The following is a 16232-nucleotide window of genomic DNA, read 5'->3' on the forward strand; positions in this document are numbered from 1 at the left end:
GAAAAACGCTCGGCTGGGAAACCCCAGCCGAGCGTCTGTCTAAACTGCTGGCCACCACACGTCAGTGATCACGTGTTGCGACGACCCCTGGAATCTGCCTGACCCCGGGCCCTTCCGTGTTCTGCGTGCCGCGTCCCGCGTACCGGGTCTCTTGCATCCGCCTTCCGGCGGACGCGCCGCGCCGATCAGTGGTACGCCGCGTCCTGCTCCCGCGCCCCGGCGGCGCGGGCGGGCTCCGCCGGGGCGGGGGCGCCGATTCCCCGCATCAGGGCCGCTGCGAGTACGGCCGCCCCGAGCAGCAGCGCCGTACCGCCCCAGGCCGCGAACTGCATTCCGTGGACGAAGGCCTCGCGGGCCAGGGTCAGGACCTGCCCGCCGGCCTCCCCGCCGATCCGGTGGGCGGTGGCGACGGCACCGCCCAGGGTCTCCCGTGCGGCGGGCTCGGCGCCGGCCAGGTCGCTGCGGTAGACCGCGGTGCCCAGGCTGCCGAGGACCGCCATGCCCAGGGCGCCGCCGAACTCCGTACCGGTCTCCAGCAGGGAGGCGGCGGAACCGGCCTTCTCGGCGGGGGCCGCGCCCAGGGCCATGTCGGAGACCAGGGACATCACGGTGACGATGCCCGATGCCAGGACACCCGCGCCCGTCAGCAGCAGCCACAGGGAGTCGGTGCCCACCAGGCCGATCAGCGCGAATCCGGCGGCGGCGAGGACGAAGCCGCCGGCGACGACGTAGGCCCGGTCCACCTTCTGGGCGAGGGCCGCGGAGACGGGGGCCGCCGCACCGATGACGACAGAGGGGGCCAGGCTCCACAGGGCGGCTTCCAGGGTGCCCATGCCGAGCACCGACTGGAGGTACTGGGTGGTGAAGTAGGCCGAGCCGAGCATGGCGAAGGCGGCGAGGGTGTTCAGGCCGATGCCGGCGCCGAAACCGCGGCCCTGGAACAGCGAGCGGCTGACCATGGCGTCGTCACGGGTGCGCTGGCGGCGGACGAAGACGTACCCGAAGGCCAGGCCGACGAGGAGGCAGCCCAGGTGGAGGGGCTCGAAGCCCTCGGCGGCGATCTCCTTGAGGCCGTACACGACCGGCAGTACGGCGGCCATGGACAGCGGGACGCCGAGCAGGTCGAAACGGCCGGGAGCGGGGTCCTTGAACTCCGGGACCAGGACCGGGACCAGGGCGAGCAGGAGGACCATGGCGGGCACGTTGACCAGGAAGACGGAGCCCCACCAGAAGTGGTTCAGCATCACGCCGCTCAGCACCGAGCCGAGCGCGATGCCGCCGGTCATGGCCCCCGACCAGATGGCGATGGCCTTGCCGCGCTGCTTGTCGTCCTGGAACAGGTTGCGGACGAGGGCCAGTGTGGACGGCATCAGGGTCGCGCCGCCGATGCCGAGCAGCACGCGGGCCGCGATGAGCATCTCCGCGCTGGTGGCGTAGGCGGCGCCCACCGAGGCGAGGCCGAAGGCGCCGGCCCCGATCAGCAGCAGCCTGCGGCGGCCGATCCGGTCGCCGAGAGAGCCCATGGTGATCAGCAGACCGGAGAGGGCGAAGGCGTAGCTGTCGAAGATCCAGAGCTGCTGGGTGGCGCTCGGGTCGAGCTGCTCGGTGATCGCGGGGATGGCGAAGTAGAGGACCGAGACGTCCATCGAGACCAGGAGCAGGGGCAGCAGCAGGACGGCGAAGGCGGTCCATTCGCGACGGCCGGCGAGTCGCGCTGAGGCGGCGGGGTTCGTCATGCCGGGAAACATACACGCGTATAAAACAACTGTCTATGACGATTGTATGGAACGGTTGTCTGGGACTGTCGTGTAGGACGGCTGTCTCGCTATGGTGAGGCCATGGGACATCGCGAAGATCTGCTTGAGGGCGCCAAGAAATGCCTGGTGGAGAAGGGGTTCGTGCGGACCACCGCGCGCGACATCGTGAGCGCGTCGGGGACGAACCTGGCCTCCATCGGCTACCACTACGGCTCGAAGGACGCCCTGCTCACCGAGGCCTTCACCGGCCTGATCGAGGAGTGGGGGGCGGTCTTCCAGGACGGCCTGGACGGGGAGGGCGGTTCGCTGGAGCGCTTCCGCGCGCTGTGGGAAGGCGTCCTCGCGCAACACGAGAAGTCCGCGCCCGTCTGGGCGGCCAGCCTGGAGGTGGCGCTCGGCCGGGACCAGCGGCCCGAGCTGCGGGCCCTGCTCGCCGCCTCACAGGCCGAGGGGCGCCGCGGGTTGATCTCCATGCTGACCGGCACCCCCGAGGAGGATCTCGACGAGCGTGACGTGCGCACCCTGGGCTCCTTCTACCAGGCCCTCCTGAACGGCCTGATGATCCAGTGGCTCTTCGACCCCGAGTCGGCGGCCACGGCGGAGGAGTTCACCGAGGGCATGCGCCGCGCCGCCGAGACGATGACCCGCCCGGGGACGTAGACCCGGCCGCACCGTGGGGAACCGCTCGACCGGTGTCCCGGCGGCACGCCTCAGGCGAGCCGGGAGGCCTTGAGGGCCATGTGGAGCAGCAGGCGGTCCTCGCCCGCGTCCAGGTCGAGGCCGGTGAGCTGTTCGACGCGGCCGAGGCGGTAGTAGAGGGTCTGGCGGTGGATGCCGAGGGCGGCCGCGGCCCGCCCCGCCTGGCCGGCGCAGTCCAGGAACACCTCGGCCGTACGGGCGAGTTCGCGGTGGGCGGGGGTGAGCAGGGTCCGGGCCGCCGGATCGTCCACCGGATCGCCGGCCAGGGTCGCCAGCAGCCGGTACGGGCCGATCTGCGACCACCGGGCGACCGGGCCGAGCCGTGGTTCGGCGACCGCCGCCCGGGCCGCGGCGACGGCCTGCTCCCACGCCGCGGGCAGTTCGGCGAGGCCCCGGACCGGGTCGGCGACCCCGGCGGTCATCCGGTGCGCACCGGCCGGCGACCCGGTCGGCGGGCGGTCCCCCGATCCCGTCGGCGCTGCCGCTCCCGCCGCCTGCGCGGACGCACCCGCGGCTCCGCCGGACGCCCCCGCCCGTGGCCTGGACGTTCCCGCGGCGGCCGCCGCGGGCGTCGCCGGTTCCGCCGCGCGCGGCAGTAGCCGCGCCACCGCCGTCAGGGCCGGAGCCAGCGCGTCCGCCGACCGCAGCCGGAGCAGTACGGCCAGGGCCTGGCCGGCTCCGGGTCCGGTCGTCGACGCCCCGCCCGGATCGCCCGCGCCGCCCTCCCGCCGGGGTACGACGCACACGGCCGCCGCGCCCGGCACGGACGCCGGAGCCTCACCGGGCCACGGCGCCACGCACACCGCCGCGTGCAGGCCGTCCCCGCCCGGGCCGAGGGCGGCCCGCAGCGCCGCCACCGCCATGTCCTGCTGCCACCCCCGTCCGGCCGTGAGCACCGCCTGGAACTCCCGGGACAGGTCCGCCCCCGCCTTCGCCTCCTCGGCGAGCAGCACCCCGATCCGCTGGGCCACCTCCATGGCCGCCGTCAGTGCCGCGGGGTCGGGGCCGGGCGCGCCGGGCTCCTGGTCGAGCAGCCACACGTAGCCCTGCACGATGCCGCGGTACCGCACCGGCAGGCAGATCCGCCCCCGGAAGACCCCCGCGTCGGGTGCCGCCGGGATGCGGACCGGGCCGGTGGCCCGGGCGATGCCGAAGCCCTCGAACCAGGACCGGACGGCCGCCGTCGACTGCCGGGTCAGGATCGAGCGGGTCCGCACCGGGTCCATCACGAGGTCGTCGTCGCTGTCGTGGGCACCGAAGGCGATGAGGCGGAAGTCGCGGTTCTCCAGCGTCGCCGGGGCGCCGAGGAGCGCCGAGATCTCGTCCACCAGGTCCTGGTAATCGCCCTTCACCCGGCCATTCTCCCACTCCTGCCCCTCCTCTTCAGACAGATGTATGAGATCGCGGACACGGATGCGTGACAGCTGTCGATGGCAGAGGATCAAAGCGGTCCTTAAGTTTCACGGTGGTTCTACTTGCGCTTTTCTTCTGCCACCCGCTGGAGGTTCCCGTGCTGGGTCCCGTGATCCTTGCCGCTTCGCGCAGCGACAAGATGCGTCGTATCGTCTCGGCCGCCCCGGTGACCAAGCCCGTGGTGAATCGGTTCATCCCCGGCGAGACGGTCGACCAGGTCATCCCGATCGTCGAGGACCTCACCCGCAACGGCCTCGAGGTCACCCTCGACGTGGTCGGTGAGGACATCACCGCGGTGGAGCAGTCCCACGCCGCACGTGACGCCTACCTCCAGCTCATCGAGCGCCTCGCGGAGCTCGGCCTCGGCGAGAAGGCCGAGATGTCGGTCAAGCTGTCCATGTTCGGCCAGGCACTGGAGGGCGGCCACGAGCTCGCCCTCGCCAATGTCCGGCCGGTCGTCGAGGCGGCCGCCGCCATCGGCACCACCGTGACCCTGGACGCCGAGGACCACACCACCCTCGACTCGATGTTCGCCATCCACGAGGAACTGCGGGAGGACTTCCCGCAGACCGGCTGCGTCATCCAGGCGTACCTCTTCCGCACCGAGGCCGACGCCCGCCGCCTGGCCGCGAACGGCAGCCGCGTGCGGATCGTCAAGGGCGCCTACAAGGAGCCCGCCGAGGTCGCGTACCAGGACAAGGCGGAGATCGACAAGGCGTACGTCCGCATCCTGAAGATCCTGATGGAGGGCTCGGGCTACCCGATGATCGGGTCCCACGACCCGCGCCTGATCGCCATCGGCCAGGAGCTCGCCCGCACGGCGGGGCGCAAGCTGGACGAGTACGAATTCCAGATGCTGTACGGCATCCGCAGCGAGGAGCACCTGCGGCTCGCCGCCGAGGGACACCGGATGCGCGTCTACACCGCGTACGGGACGGACTGGTACGGCTACTTCATGCGCCGCCTCGCGGAGAAGCCGGCCAACCTGCTCTTCTTCGTCCGCTCGATGATCACCAAGAACTAGCCAAGAACCAGGTCTAAGGAGTTACCAGCCCCATGGATGCTGTGACCCAGGTCCCCGCGCCGGTCAACGAGCCGGTCCACTCGTACGCCCCCGGCAGCGCGGAGCGCACGCGGCTGGAGGCCCAGCTCAAGCTGCTGTCCGAGAACCCGATCGACCTCCCGATGACGATCAACGGCGTCAAGCGGATGGGCGGCGGCGAGCGTTTCGACGTGGTTCAGCCGCACGACCACAAGTCGGTGCTCGGTACGTACGCGAACGCCACCGAGGCCGACGCCCAGGAGGCCATCGATGCCGCCCTGGCCGCCGCCCCGGCCTGGCGCGCGATGTCCTTCGACGACCGCGCCGCGATCATCCTGCGCGCCGCCGAGCTGCTGTCCGGCCCGTGGCGCGAGAAGCTCGCCGCCTCCACCATGCTGGGCCAGTCGAAGACCGCCCAGCAGGCGGAGATCGACACTCCGTGCGAGCTGGTCGACTTCTGGCGCTTCAACGTCCACTTCGCCCGCCAGATCCTCGCCGAGCAGCCCGTCGCGAACTCCGCCGGCGTGTGGAACCGCAGCGACCACCGCCCGCTCGAAGGCTTCGTCTACGCGATCACGCCGTTCAACTTCACGGCCATCGCCGGCAACCTGCCGACCGCTCCCGCCCTGATGGGCAACGTGGTCCTGTGGAAGCCGTCCCCGACGCAGACCCACTCCGCGGTCCTCCTCATGGAGCTGCTGGAGGAGGCCGGCCTGCCCAAGGGCGTCATCAACCTGGTGACGGGCGACGGCATCGCGGTGTCCGAGGTGGCCCTGAACCACCCCGAGCTGGCCGGTATCCACTTCACCGGCTCGACCAAGACCTTCCAGTACCTGTGGAAGACGGTCGGCAACAACATCGAGAAGTACAAGTCCTACCCGCGCCTGGTCGGCGAGACCGGCGGCAAGGACTTCGTCGTCGCGCACCCCTCCGCGGACCGCGCGATCCTCAAGACCGCCCTGACCCGCGGCTCCTTCGAGTTCCAGGGCCAGAAGTGCTCGGCGTCCTCGCGCGCCTACATCCCGGCCTCCATCTGGAACGACGGCTTCAAGGAGGCCTTCGCGGCCGAGGTCGACGGCATCACCATGGGCCCGGTCACCGACCTGTCCAACTTCATCGGCGCCGTCATCGACGACCGGTCCTTCGCGAAGAACAAGGCCGCGATCGACCGCGCCAAGGCCGACCCGACCTGCGAGATCGTCGCCGGCGGCACCTACGACGACTCGGAGGGCTACTTCGTCCGCCCGACCGTCATCGTGTGCACCGACCCGGAGAACGAGGTCTTCACGACCGAGTACTTCGGCCCGATCCTCGCCGTGCACGTCTACGAGGACGACCAGTACGACGAGATGCTGGCGCAGATGGAGTCCGTCTCGGCGTACGCGCTGACCGGCTCCATCATCGCGGCGGACCGGTACGCGGCGGCGGACGCGATGGAGAAGCTCCGCTTCGCGGCGGGCAACTTCTACATCAACGACAAGTCCACCGGCGCCGTCGTCGGCCAGCAGCCCTTCGGCGGCGGCCGCGCCTCCGGCACCAACGACAAGGCCGGGGCCGCGTCCAACCTGCTGCGCTGGACCTCTACCCGCTCCATCAAGGAGACCCTGGTTCCGCCGACCGAGTACGGCTACCCCCACATGGGCTGATCCCCGCCCCAGCGACCCCGCCCCCGCCCCGGTACCCCCAAGTCCGGAGCGGGGGCGGTTTCCATGTGCGCGGCCGGTCCCACAGCCGGCCGGCCGGGCGTTACACCTCCACGACGACCTGGGTCAACGACTTGCGGACCAGGTCCGGGACGACGCAGTCGTCCGCCGGGTAGCCCACGGGGATCACCGCGAACGCCTTCTCGTTCGCCGGCCGGTTCAGGACGTGGCCCAGGAACCGCATCGGGCTGGGGGTGTGCACCAGCGCGGCGAGGCCGCTCAGGTGCAGGGCGGACAACAGCATGCCGACCGCGATGCCGACCGACTCGTCCACGTAGTAGTGCTTGCGCTTCGTGCCGTCGGGACCGAGCCAGTACCGCTGCTGGAAGACCACGATCAGCGCGGGGGCGTCCGTGAGGTGGGTCACACGGCGTCCGTGCCGAGCGGCCGCAGGGCCGCCAGCCACTCGTCGCCGAGGCGGCCGTCGTAGGAGAGCTCCTCCTCCTGTTCCGCGGCCGCACGGATCTGCGCGCGCACGGCCGGGTCCTTGACCAGGACGAAGGTCCACGGCTGCTGGTGCGCCCCGGACGGCGCGGTCGCCGCGCACGCGACGGCGTCCAGGACCACCTGCTCGGGCACCGGGTCGGGGGAGAAGTGGCGTACGGTCCGCCGCCGGTCCATTCTGGCCCTCAACTCCGCTGCCCGGGCGAGGGATTCCTGCCGCGGCATCCGCTCGGGCCGGTAGGCGGTGGGGCGGTACGGCTGGCCGTGGGTGGGGGTCCACTGCTGGGTTTCGGGCGACATGCGCCGAGTCTGCCGGGGTAGTGGTCCAGACCGCCAGGGGCGCGTCGGCCGAGGGCGGCCGGTGTGCGGCGGTCGGCGTCCGCATGCCGGTGATACGGACATTCGGATCTTGGTAACGTCGCCGGACACCGACTGGCTGGAGCAGGGATGGACACGCTGACCGCGCACACCTCGCAACTGACCGCCGACGAGCTCCGCGCGATCAGGTCGCTGCTGGACGACGCCTTCGAAGGGGACTTCGCCGACGAGGACTTCGAGCACGCGCTCGGCGGGATGCACGTGGTGATCGGCGTGGACGGCCGGCTCGTCGCCCACGGCAGTGTCGTGCAGCGCCGGGTCGTGCACCGGGGACGCGCCCTGCGTACCGGATACGTCGAGGCGGTGGCCGTACGGGCCGAGCTGCGGCGCCAGGGTCTCGGAGGGCAGGTGATGGCCCGGCTGGAGCAGGTCGTCGCCGGGGCCTACGAGCTGGGCGCGCTGTCTGCGTCGCAGGAGGGCGCCGGGCTCTACCTCGCACGCGGCTGGTCGGTGTGGCCGGGTCCGTTGGGGGCGCTCTCGCCCGCCGGGCCGGTGCGGCTGCCCGAGGAGGAGGGCTCCACCTACGTGTGGGCGCCGCCCGGCGGCGTCCGCCTGGACCCCGCAGCGCCGCTCGACTTCGACTGGCGCGACGGGGACGTCCTCTGAGCCGACTCGCCCGATGAGTTCACCGGTCCGGGCCTTCGGGGGCCGGTGAGGCAGGTGGTGTACGTCACTACGGCGGAAGCGGCTGCAACTCACGCTGTCAGGGCTCTGATCAGGGAACTTCGGCCCGGGAAGGGCTGAAACGGAGCACCTGGGCGAGGCTTTGGGAGGGGATGCGCGTCTCAGATAGTAGGAAGTCCGAGTAATTGCCGAGACATACAGCGGGACCTGTCCTAGCGTTGTAGAAGCCGAACGTCTCGCCGATCCGGCGAATGGCGGTCGAGAGCGCGCGCCCCTGGCAGGCAATCCCTGCGGCGCACTGCTCCCCGCCTCTTCCGGCGCCTTGAAGGAACCCCTCATCCGTGGCTCCGCCACGCCGTGATCTCAAGGAGTCGATCACCATGACCGCAACCACCGCCACCCGCCGCGTCCGCCACGCCTCCGCCTCGGCCGACGAGCGCAAGAACGCCGCCGCGGCCCTGCAGCGCGCCCTCGACCGCCGCGACAACGGCGGCTCGACCGGCCACTGACGCAGCGCGGGCCCGGGACATTTCACGTCCACATGGTGGACGTGAAATGTCTGAGGGCTGGACACGGAGTACGGTTTCGCCATGTCGACCAGCATCAATCTCGCAGTGATCCCCGGTGATGGCATCGGCCAGGAAGTCGTGGCTCAGGGACTCAAGGTCCTTACCGCGGTCCTGCCCCAGGATGTGAAGCTGGAGACCAAGCCCTACGATCTCGGCGCCCAGCGCTGGCACCGCACCGGTGAGACCCTCCCGGACGCGGAACTCGAAGCCCTCAAGCAGCACGACGCGATCCTGCTGGGCGCCATCGGCGACCCCTCGGTTCCGTCCGGCGTGCTGGAGCGCGGGCTGCTGCTGAAACTGCGCTTCGCCTTCGACCACTTCATCAACCTGCGCCCGTCGAAGCTGTTCCCCAACACCGCCACCCCGCTGGCCGGCCGCCCGGACATCGACTTCGTCGTGGTCCGCGAGGGCACCGAGGGCCCGTACACGGGCAACGGCGGCAGCCTGCGCACCGGGACCCCCGCCGAGGTGGCCACCGAGGTCAGCGTCAACACGGCATACGGTGTGGAGCGCGTCGTCCGTGACGCGTACGAGCGGGCCGCCTCCCGTCCCCGCAAGAAGCTGACGCTGGTCCACAAGAACAACGTCCTCGTGTACGCGGGCCACCTGTGGAAGAACATCTTCGACAAGGTGGGCCAGGAGTACCCCGAGGTCACCACCGACTACCTGCACGTCGACGCCGCGACGATCTTCTTCGTCACCCAGCCGGAGCGCTTCGACGTCATCGTCACGGACAACCTTTTCGGTGACATCCTCACCGACCTGGCCGCCGCCGTCACCGGCGGAATCGGCCTGGCCGCCTCCGGGAACATCAACCCGACCGGCGCCTTCCCGTCCATGTTCGAGCCCGTCCACGGCTCCGCCCCGGACATCGCCGGCACCGGCAAGGCCGACCCGACCGCGACGATCCTCTCGGTGGCCCTGCTGCTGCGGCACCTGGGTTACGAGGCCGAAGCGGTCCGGATCGAGGACGCCGTCACCGCCGACCTCGCCGAGCGCGACGGAACCTTCCGCTCCACCGATGCGATCGGCGACGCCCTCGCCGCGCGAGTAGCCGGCTGACCCGGCCGCTCCGTCCCAGGAAGCCGCCGGGTCACAATGGGACCTGGCGGCTTCACCTGTGCGGCCCCGGGTGCCACCATCTCCCCTGGGCCGCAATCCCCCCGCTTCTCCGAAGCCTGCCCCCGCGCGATAATCGAACGCGAGGCCGCGGAATGCGGGGAAGCTCGGACGTCCTAGTACGCCGTGAGCGCGGTCCGCCATACACAACCGGTGAAGGACAAGCACTCATGACGACGCCCACGATCGAGCTCAAGCCCTCCTCGAACCCGCTGTCCGACGCGGAGCGCGAGGCGATCCTGGCCAGCCCCGGATTCGGCCGCCACTTCACCGACCACATGGTGACGATCAAGTGGACCGAGGGCCGCGGCTGGCACGACGCCGAACTGGTCCCCTACGCGCCGCTCTCGATCGACCCGGCGAACATGACCCTGCACTACGCGCAGACGATCTTCGAGGGGCTCAAGGCCTACCGCCAGCCCGACGGCACCGTCGCCACCTTCCGCCCCGAGGCCAACGCCGAGCGCTTCCAGGCCTCGGCGCGCCGCATGGCCATGCCGGAGCTGCCGGTCGAGCTCTTCATCGAGGCCTGCGACGCCCTGATCAAGCAGGACCGCGCGTGGGTGCCGGACTCCGGCGAGGCCTCCCTCTACCTGCGCCCGTTCATGTTCGCCTCCGAGGTCGGCCTCGGTGTCCGCCCGGCCAACGAGTTCCTCTTCATCGTCATCGCCTCGCCCGCCGGCGCGTACTTCCCCGGTGGCGTCAAGCCCGTCTCCGTCTGGCTCTCCGAGGACTACGTCCGCGCCGTCAAGGGCGGCACCGGCGCGGCCAAGACCGGCGGCAACTACGCCGCCTCGCTCGTCGCACAGGCCCAGGCCGCCGCGCACGGCTGCGACCAGGTGGTCTGGCTCGACGCCGTCGAGCACCGGTGGATCGAGGAGATGGGCGGGATGAACCTGTACTTCGTGTACGGCGACCGCATCGTCACCCCCGAGCTCACCGGTTCGCTGCTTCCCGGCATCACCCGCGACTCCCTCCTCACCATCGCCCGCGACCTCGGCTACACCGCCGAGGAGGGCCGCCTGACCACCGAGGACTGGCAGCGCGACAACGCCAACGGCACCCTCACCGAGGTGTTCGCCTGCGGTACGGCCGCCGTCATCACCCCGGTCGGCTCGGTCAAGTCCGAGCGGGCCGACTGGATCCAGGGCGACGGCGAGCCCGGCTCCGTGACCATGCGCCTGCGCAAGGCGCTGCTGGAGCTCCAGACCGGCCGGGCCGCCGACACCCATGGCTGGATGCACCCGCTCGGCTGACACCCCGTACGCGAACGGGCCCGCACCCCGGAACTCCGGGTGCGGGCCCGTTGGCGTACACGGCGGGCGCTCAGGCGTTCGCGGGCTCCTCGGCGACGGCCACCGGGGCGGCCGGGGCGGGAGCGCGGCGGGCGGTGAGCGCCGTGTGCACGAGCCCCCCGGTGAGGCCGGAGAGGACGAAGGAGCAGTCCACGCCGCCGGTGACGGCGAGCAGCGGGCCCTCGTAGAACGGGGTGGTCACGGCGAGCAGCCCGACCGCCGCGCCGACCGCCCAGGATGCGGTCGCCGCGACGTTCCAGCCGCCGCGGTACCAGTAGGTCCCGCCCACCGACCGGCGGTTGAAGACCTGCAGCGCGTCTTCGTCGTACTGCCCGCGGCATCGGACGTGCCCGATGAGGGTGATCACGGCCCACGGCGTGCCGATCGCGGTCAGCACCAGGACGAAGGAGGTCATCGCGGACTGCACGTCCCACTCGAAGGACCCGAAGAACACGAAGGCGGTGGCGACGGCCGCCGCGATCACGGTGGCCGTGGTGCGGGTCGCGCGCGGGACGATGGCGTCGAGGTCCAGGCCCATGGAATAGAGCATCAGCCCGGCGTTGCCCACCGAGCCGGCCGCTGCGGCGACCAGCAGGGGGAGCAGGTACCACAGCGGCGCCGCTTCTACGAGCGGACCGGCGTAGTCCAGGCCGGCCCGGGCGGCCAGTGCCGTGTACGTGCCGAAGAGCTGCGGGACCAGCAGGCCGATCAGCAGGCCGAAGGCGGTGGCCCACAGGACCCTGCGCGAGCCGTGGCGGCGCGGTGAGATGTAGCGCGTGTAGTCGCCCAGCAGGGTGATGAAGGCGACGGGCCCGCTGAGGCCGGCGGCGACGGCCGCCAGCAGCCACGTCGGCCAGAAGGAGCCGAGCAGGTACGGGGTCTCCGGAGGCGCGGCGGTGGTGAAGTCGGGAGCGTAGGCGACGAAGCCGGCCGCCAGCAGCACGACCATGGCGACGGACAGCACCTTGCTCATGCGCAGCAGCAGCCGGTAGCCGAAGACGGCCGCGACCACGGTGCCCGCGGCGAGGAGGCCGTACATCACGGCCCGGGAGACGCCGCTGTCCGGGAGCCCGGTGAGGCGCGCGAGCGTGCCGACCATGACGTCGCCGCCGATCCACAGGGTGAGCGCCGTGTAGCCGAGCGAGAGCAGCAGGCCCACCACCGAGCCCACGAGCCGCCCGCGCACGCCGAACTGCGCGCCGCTGGAGGTGGAGAGGTTGGTCGCGGTGCGCAGGGAGACGAGGGCCAGCGGCGCGGTGAAGGCGATGCCGACGAGGGTGCCGGTCACGATGGCCGTGACCGAGGGCCACAGGCCCAGTCCGAAGGACGGGGGCAGCCAGCCGAAGACGATCACACCGAGGCACAGATTGGAGCCGAGGAGGATCGATATCAGGTCACGGGGACCGCTGGTCCGCTCCTCCTCCGGGATGGTGTCGACTCCGCGCTGTTCGATGGGCATGGGGGACTCCCTTGGCAGGGCGGGGGGTGGTGGCGCTTCGTTTGAGCGACACTCAATGTGACGCACGCCCTGCGTGGAGGTCAATGATTCCGTCCAACGAAATCAAGAGTTAGAGTGATGCTCTAACTCTTCGACTCGTGAGGTGGTGGATCGGCGTGCGGCTGACTCCTACGGAGCGCGACCGGCTGCTGCTCCGCAGCGCTGCGGAACTGGCCAGGGCCCGGCGGGCCCGCGGCCTGAAGCTCAACGTCCCGGAGGCCACCGCGCTGATCGCGGACACGGTCTGCGAGGCCGCGCGCGACGGCAAACGGCTCGCCGAGGCCATCGAGGAGGCCCGCAGCGTGCTGGGCCCGGACGACGTGCTGCCCGGTGTCGCCGACGTGGTCACCGAGGTGCACGTGGAGGCCGTCTTCGACGACGGCTCCCGCCTCGCCGTGGTCTCGTCCCCCGTCCGGGGCGCGGTGCCGCTCGGGGACGACGCCCCGGGCGCCGTCGTCCCCGGTCCCGGCGTCCCCCAGCCGGAGCCGGTCCTCCACCTGCACGTGCGCAACACCGCCGACGTGCCGGTGAGCGTGACCTCGCACTTCCACTTCTTCGAGGCGAACCCGCGCCTGGACTTCGACCGCGCCGCCGCCTACGGCATGCGGCTGTGCGTGCCCGCAGGCTCCTCCGTACGGTTCGACCCGCACGGCGAGGGCGACGTCGGCCTCGTCCCCCTCGGCGGCGACCGCATCGCGATCGGCTTCGCGGGCCTGGTCGACGGGCCGCTCGACGCCCCCGGGGCGAAGGCGGAGGCCCTGCGCCGCGCCGCGGCGTGCGGCTACCTGGGCGCCACCCCGGCCACGGCCGCCCGGGCCGAACCCACCGACCGCCCCGAAGGGACGACGGCATGAGCAGGCAGACCCCGCACACCGACCACAGCGCGCACTGTGCGCCGGGCAGCCGGCACATCGATCCGCACGAGTACGCGGCCGTGTTCGGTCCGCGGGCGGGGGACCGGGTCCGGCTCGGTGACTCGGGGCTGACGGTACGGGTGGAGTCCGACGCCCAGAAGCCGGGTGACGAGTTCCTGGCGGGCTTCGGCAAGACCGCCCGCGACGGGCTGCACCTGAAGGGCGCCGCGGTCCGCGACACCTGTGACGTGGTGATCAGCAATGTGCTGGTCATCGACGCGGTCCTGGGGATCCGGAAGGTGTCGATCGGCATCCGTGAGGGCCGGATCCACGCGATCGGCCGGGCCGGCAACCCCGACACCCTCGACGGTGTCGACGTCGTCGTCGGCACCGGAACCTCGATCGTCTCCGGCGAAGGCCTGATCGCCACCGCCGGCGCCGTCGACACCCACGTCCACCTGCTGTCCCCGCGCATCATGGAGGCCTCCCTCTCTGCGGGTGTCACCACCGTCATCGGCCAGGAGTTCGGCCCCGTGTGGGGTGTCGGCGTCAACTCCCCGTGGGCCCTGAAGCACGCCTTCAACGCCTTCGACGCCTGGCCGGTGAACATCGGCTTCCTGGCACGCGGTTCGTCCTCGGACGCGGCGCCGCTGGTGGAGGCCCTCGCCGAGGGCGGTGCGTCCGGGTTCAAGGTCCACGAGGACATGGGCGCCCACACCCGGGCCCTGGACACGGCCCTGCGCGTGGCGGAGGAACACGACGTCCAGGTCGCCCTCCACTCGGACGGCCTGAACGAGTGCCTGTCCGTGGAGGACACCCTGCGGGTCCTGGACGGCCGCACGATCCACGCCTTCCACATCGAGGGCTGCGGCGGCGGACACGTGCCGAACGTCCTGAAGATGGCGGGCGTGCCGAACGTCATCGGCTCCTCCACCAATCCGACGCTGCCGTTCGGGCGGGACGCGGTCGCCGAGCACTACGGGATGATCGTCTCCGTCCACGACCTCAAGCCGGACCTGCCCGGTGACGCGGCGATGGCGCGGGACCGGATCCGGGCCGGGACCATGGGTGCCGAGGACGTGCTGCACGACCTGGGCGCGATCGGGATCACGTCCTCCGACGCCCAGGGCATGGGCCGGGCCGGGGAGACGATCCGGCGCACCTTCGCCATGGCAGCGAAGATGAAGGGCGAGCTCGGCCCGCTGGAGGGCGACGGCGACGGCGACGACAACGCGCGTGTGCTGCGCTACATGGCGAAGCTGACGATCAATCCGGCGATCGCGCACGGCCTGGCGCACGAGATCGGTTCGATCGAGGTCGGCAAGCTCGCCGACATCGTGCTGTGGCGGCCGCAGTTCTTCGGCGCGAAACCGCAGCTCGTCCTGAAGTCCGGCTTCCCCGCCCACGGCGTCACCGGCGACCCCAACGCCGCCACCGACACCTGCGAACCCCTCGTCCTCGGACCGCAGTTCGGCTCGTACGGGGCCACCGCGGCCGACATCTCCGTCGCGTTCGTCTCCGCCGCCGCGGCAGCCCTCGGCAGCGACGGGATGCCGACCCGCCGCCGACGCGTCGCCGTCCGCGGCACCCGCGGCATCGGCCCCGGCGACCTGCTCCTGAACTCCCGGGTCGGCGCGGTCGACGTGGACGCGCGCAGCGGCCTCGTCTCCCTCGACGGCGAACCCCTGCGCTCCGAAGCCGCCGAGTCGGTCTCCCTCAACCGCCTGTACTTCCTGTAAACCAGCACAGCCCCTAAGGACCTGCCTGCCATGACCACCAAGCCCGTGCACGACGGATTCCGGATGCCCGCCGAGTGGACGCCCCACGAACGCACCTGGATGGCCTGGCCCAGCCCGAACCCGACCTTCACCACCGAGCAGGAGCTCGCCGAGGCCCGCGAGGCCTGGGGCGCCGTCGCCCGCGCGGTCCGCGCCCACGAGCCCGTCTCCCTCGTCGTCTCCCCGGGCGACGCCGAGAGCGCCCGCGCGATCGCCGGCGCCGGCGACGGCCACCCGCTCGACGTGATCGAGCGCGAACTCGACGACGCCTGGATGCGCGACATCGGCCCGACCTTCGTCACCAACGACGCGGGAGAGCTCGCCGCGGTCGACTGGACCTTCAACGGCTGGGGCGCCCAGGAATGGGCCCGCTGGGACCACGACGCGAAGATCGCCCGGCAGATCTCCGACGTGCTCGGCACCCGCACGTTCAGCACCCCGCTCGTCAACGAGGGCGGCGCGATCCACGTCGACGGCGAGGGCACCGTGCTGCTCACCGACACCGTGCAGCTGGGCAAGGGTCGCAACCCCGACTGGACCCGCGAGCAGGTCGAGGCCGAGGTCCACGCCCACCTCGGCACCACCAGGGCGATCTGGCTGCCGTACGGCCTGGCCGGCGACTACGGCACCTACGGAACCCAGGGGCACGTCGACATCGTCGCTGCCTTCGCCCGGCCCGGCGTGGTCATGGTGCACACCCAGCCCGACCCCTCCCACCCCGACCACGAGCGCTGCAAGACCATCGCGGCGATCCTGCGCGCGTCCACCGACGCCCGCGGCCGCCGGCTGGAGGTCGTGGAGATCCCGGCGCCGACCGTGCTGGAGGAGGAGGGCGAGTGGGTGGACTACTCGTACATCAACCACTACCTGTGCAACGACGGCGTCGTGCTGTGCGCCTTCGACGACCCGCGCGACGAGGAGGCCGCCGAGATCTTCCGGGGCCTCTTCCCCGAACGGACCGTGACCCTCGTCGACGCACGTACGATTTTCGCCGGGGGTGGCGGTATCCACTGCATCACCCAGCAGCAGCCGAAGGTCTGACCTCCGGCGGACCTGACG

13 protein-coding genes and 1 pseudogene are annotated in these 16232 nt (G+C 71.5%); 10 read left to right on the forward strand and 4 right to left on the reverse strand.

The features are described from left to right. Window positions 1–185: 185 nt before the first annotated feature. Window positions 186–1736, reverse strand: a complete 1551-nt coding sequence (locus tag IF89_RS0130600; RefSeq protein WP_030774937.1) for an MFS transporter — start codon at window positions 1734–1736, stop codon at window positions 186–188. A gap of 102 nt (window positions 1737–1838) precedes the next feature. Between IF89_RS0130600 and IF89_RS0130605 the strand changes: the two genes are divergently transcribed. Next, window positions 1839–2417 (forward strand): TetR/AcrR family transcriptional regulator, encoded by a 579-nt coding sequence (locus tag IF89_RS0130605; RefSeq protein WP_030774938.1) that lies wholly within the window; start codon window positions 1839–1841, stop codon window positions 2415–2417. A gap of 50 nt (window positions 2418–2467) precedes the next feature. Here the strand turns inward: IF89_RS0130605 and IF89_RS0130610 are convergent, their stop codons facing one another. Then, window positions 2468–3808 (reverse strand): PucR family transcriptional regulator, encoded by a 1341-nt coding sequence (locus IF89_RS0130610; RefSeq protein ID WP_030774940.1) that lies wholly within the window; start codon window positions 3806–3808, stop codon window positions 2468–2470. Window positions 3809–3966: 158 nt separating this feature from the next. Between IF89_RS0130610 and IF89_RS0130615 the strand changes: the two genes are divergently transcribed. Both IF89_RS0130615 and pruA read left to right on the forward strand, forming a co-directional pair. After that, window positions 3967–4893, forward strand: a complete 927-nt coding sequence (locus IF89_RS0130615; RefSeq protein WP_030774945.1) for a proline dehydrogenase family protein — start codon at window positions 3967–3969, stop codon at window positions 4891–4893. A 32-nt stretch (window positions 4894–4925) separates the two neighbouring features. Next, on the forward strand, window positions 4926–6557 hold the full coding sequence (pruA, locus tag IF89_RS0130620) for an L-glutamate gamma-semialdehyde dehydrogenase (RefSeq protein WP_030774947.1): 1632 nt from the start codon (window positions 4926–4928) through the stop codon (window positions 6555–6557). 100 nt (window positions 6558–6657) lie between these two features. Here the strand turns inward: pruA and IF89_RS38460 are convergent. Further along, window positions 6658–7358, reverse strand: a pseudogene (locus tag IF89_RS38460) (nitroreductase family protein). A 147-nt stretch (window positions 7359–7505) separates the two neighbouring features. Between IF89_RS38460 and IF89_RS0130630 the strand changes: the two are divergent. The 4 genes from IF89_RS0130630 (at window position 7506) to IF89_RS0130645 (ending at window position 11004) form a co-directional block, all read left to right on the forward strand. Further along, on the forward strand, window positions 7506–8042 hold the full coding sequence (locus IF89_RS0130630) for a GNAT family N-acetyltransferase (protein ID WP_030774949.1): 537 nt from the start codon (window positions 7506–7508) through the stop codon (window positions 8040–8042). A 398-nt stretch (window positions 8043–8440) separates the two neighbouring features. Further along, window positions 8441–8569 (forward strand): hypothetical protein, encoded by a 129-nt coding sequence (locus tag IF89_RS49130; protein ID WP_257856696.1) that lies wholly within the window; start codon window positions 8441–8443, stop codon window positions 8567–8569. Window positions 8570–8650: 81 nt separating this feature from the next. Beyond that, complete coding sequence (locus tag IF89_RS0130640) at window positions 8651–9691, forward strand: 3-isopropylmalate dehydrogenase (protein WP_030774950.1); 1041 nt, start codon at window positions 8651–8653, stop codon at window positions 9689–9691. Between the two features lie 227 nt (window positions 9692–9918). After that, window positions 9919–11004 carry a branched-chain amino acid aminotransferase gene (locus IF89_RS0130645; RefSeq protein ID WP_030774951.1) on the forward strand — a complete coding sequence of 362 codons (1086 nt, stop codon included), beginning with the start codon at window positions 9919–9921 and terminating at the stop codon, window positions 11002–11004. A gap of 70 nt (window positions 11005–11074) precedes the next feature. Here IF89_RS0130645 and IF89_RS0130650 read toward each other — a convergent pair whose 3' ends face one another. Then, the gene (locus IF89_RS0130650) at window positions 11075–12502 is read right to left on the reverse strand and encodes a cytosine permease (protein ID WP_043194621.1); all 1428 of its coding nucleotides are present in this window, start codon (window positions 12500–12502) and stop codon (window positions 11075–11077) included. Between the two features lie 155 nt (window positions 12503–12657). Between IF89_RS0130650 and ureA the strand changes: the two genes are divergently transcribed. Genes ureA through IF89_RS0130665 form a run of 3 tightly spaced genes read left to right on the forward strand, consistent with a single transcriptional unit; the run spans window position 12658 to window position 16214 of the window. After that, window positions 12658–13395 (forward strand): urease subunit gamma, encoded by a 738-nt coding sequence (gene ureA / locus IF89_RS0130655; RefSeq protein WP_051807853.1) that lies wholly within the window; start codon window positions 12658–12660, stop codon window positions 13393–13395. After that, window positions 13392–15134, forward strand: coding sequence for an urease subunit alpha (locus IF89_RS0130660; RefSeq protein ID WP_051807855.1), 1743 nt, complete (start codon window positions 13392–13394; stop codon window positions 15132–15134). Before ureA ends, IF89_RS0130660 begins: the two co-directional genes overlap by 4 nt. Before the next feature lie 30 nt (window positions 15135–15164). Next, on the forward strand, window positions 15165–16214 hold the full coding sequence (locus IF89_RS0130665) for an agmatine deiminase family protein (RefSeq protein WP_030774955.1): 1050 nt from the start codon (window positions 15165–15167) through the stop codon (window positions 16212–16214). Window positions 16215–16232 lie beyond the last annotated feature (18 nt).

This window comes from Streptomyces sp. NRRL F-2664 (genome assembly GCF_000719345.1).
Classification (GTDB): domain Bacteria; phylum Actinomycetota; class Actinomycetes; order Streptomycetales; family Streptomycetaceae; genus Streptomyces.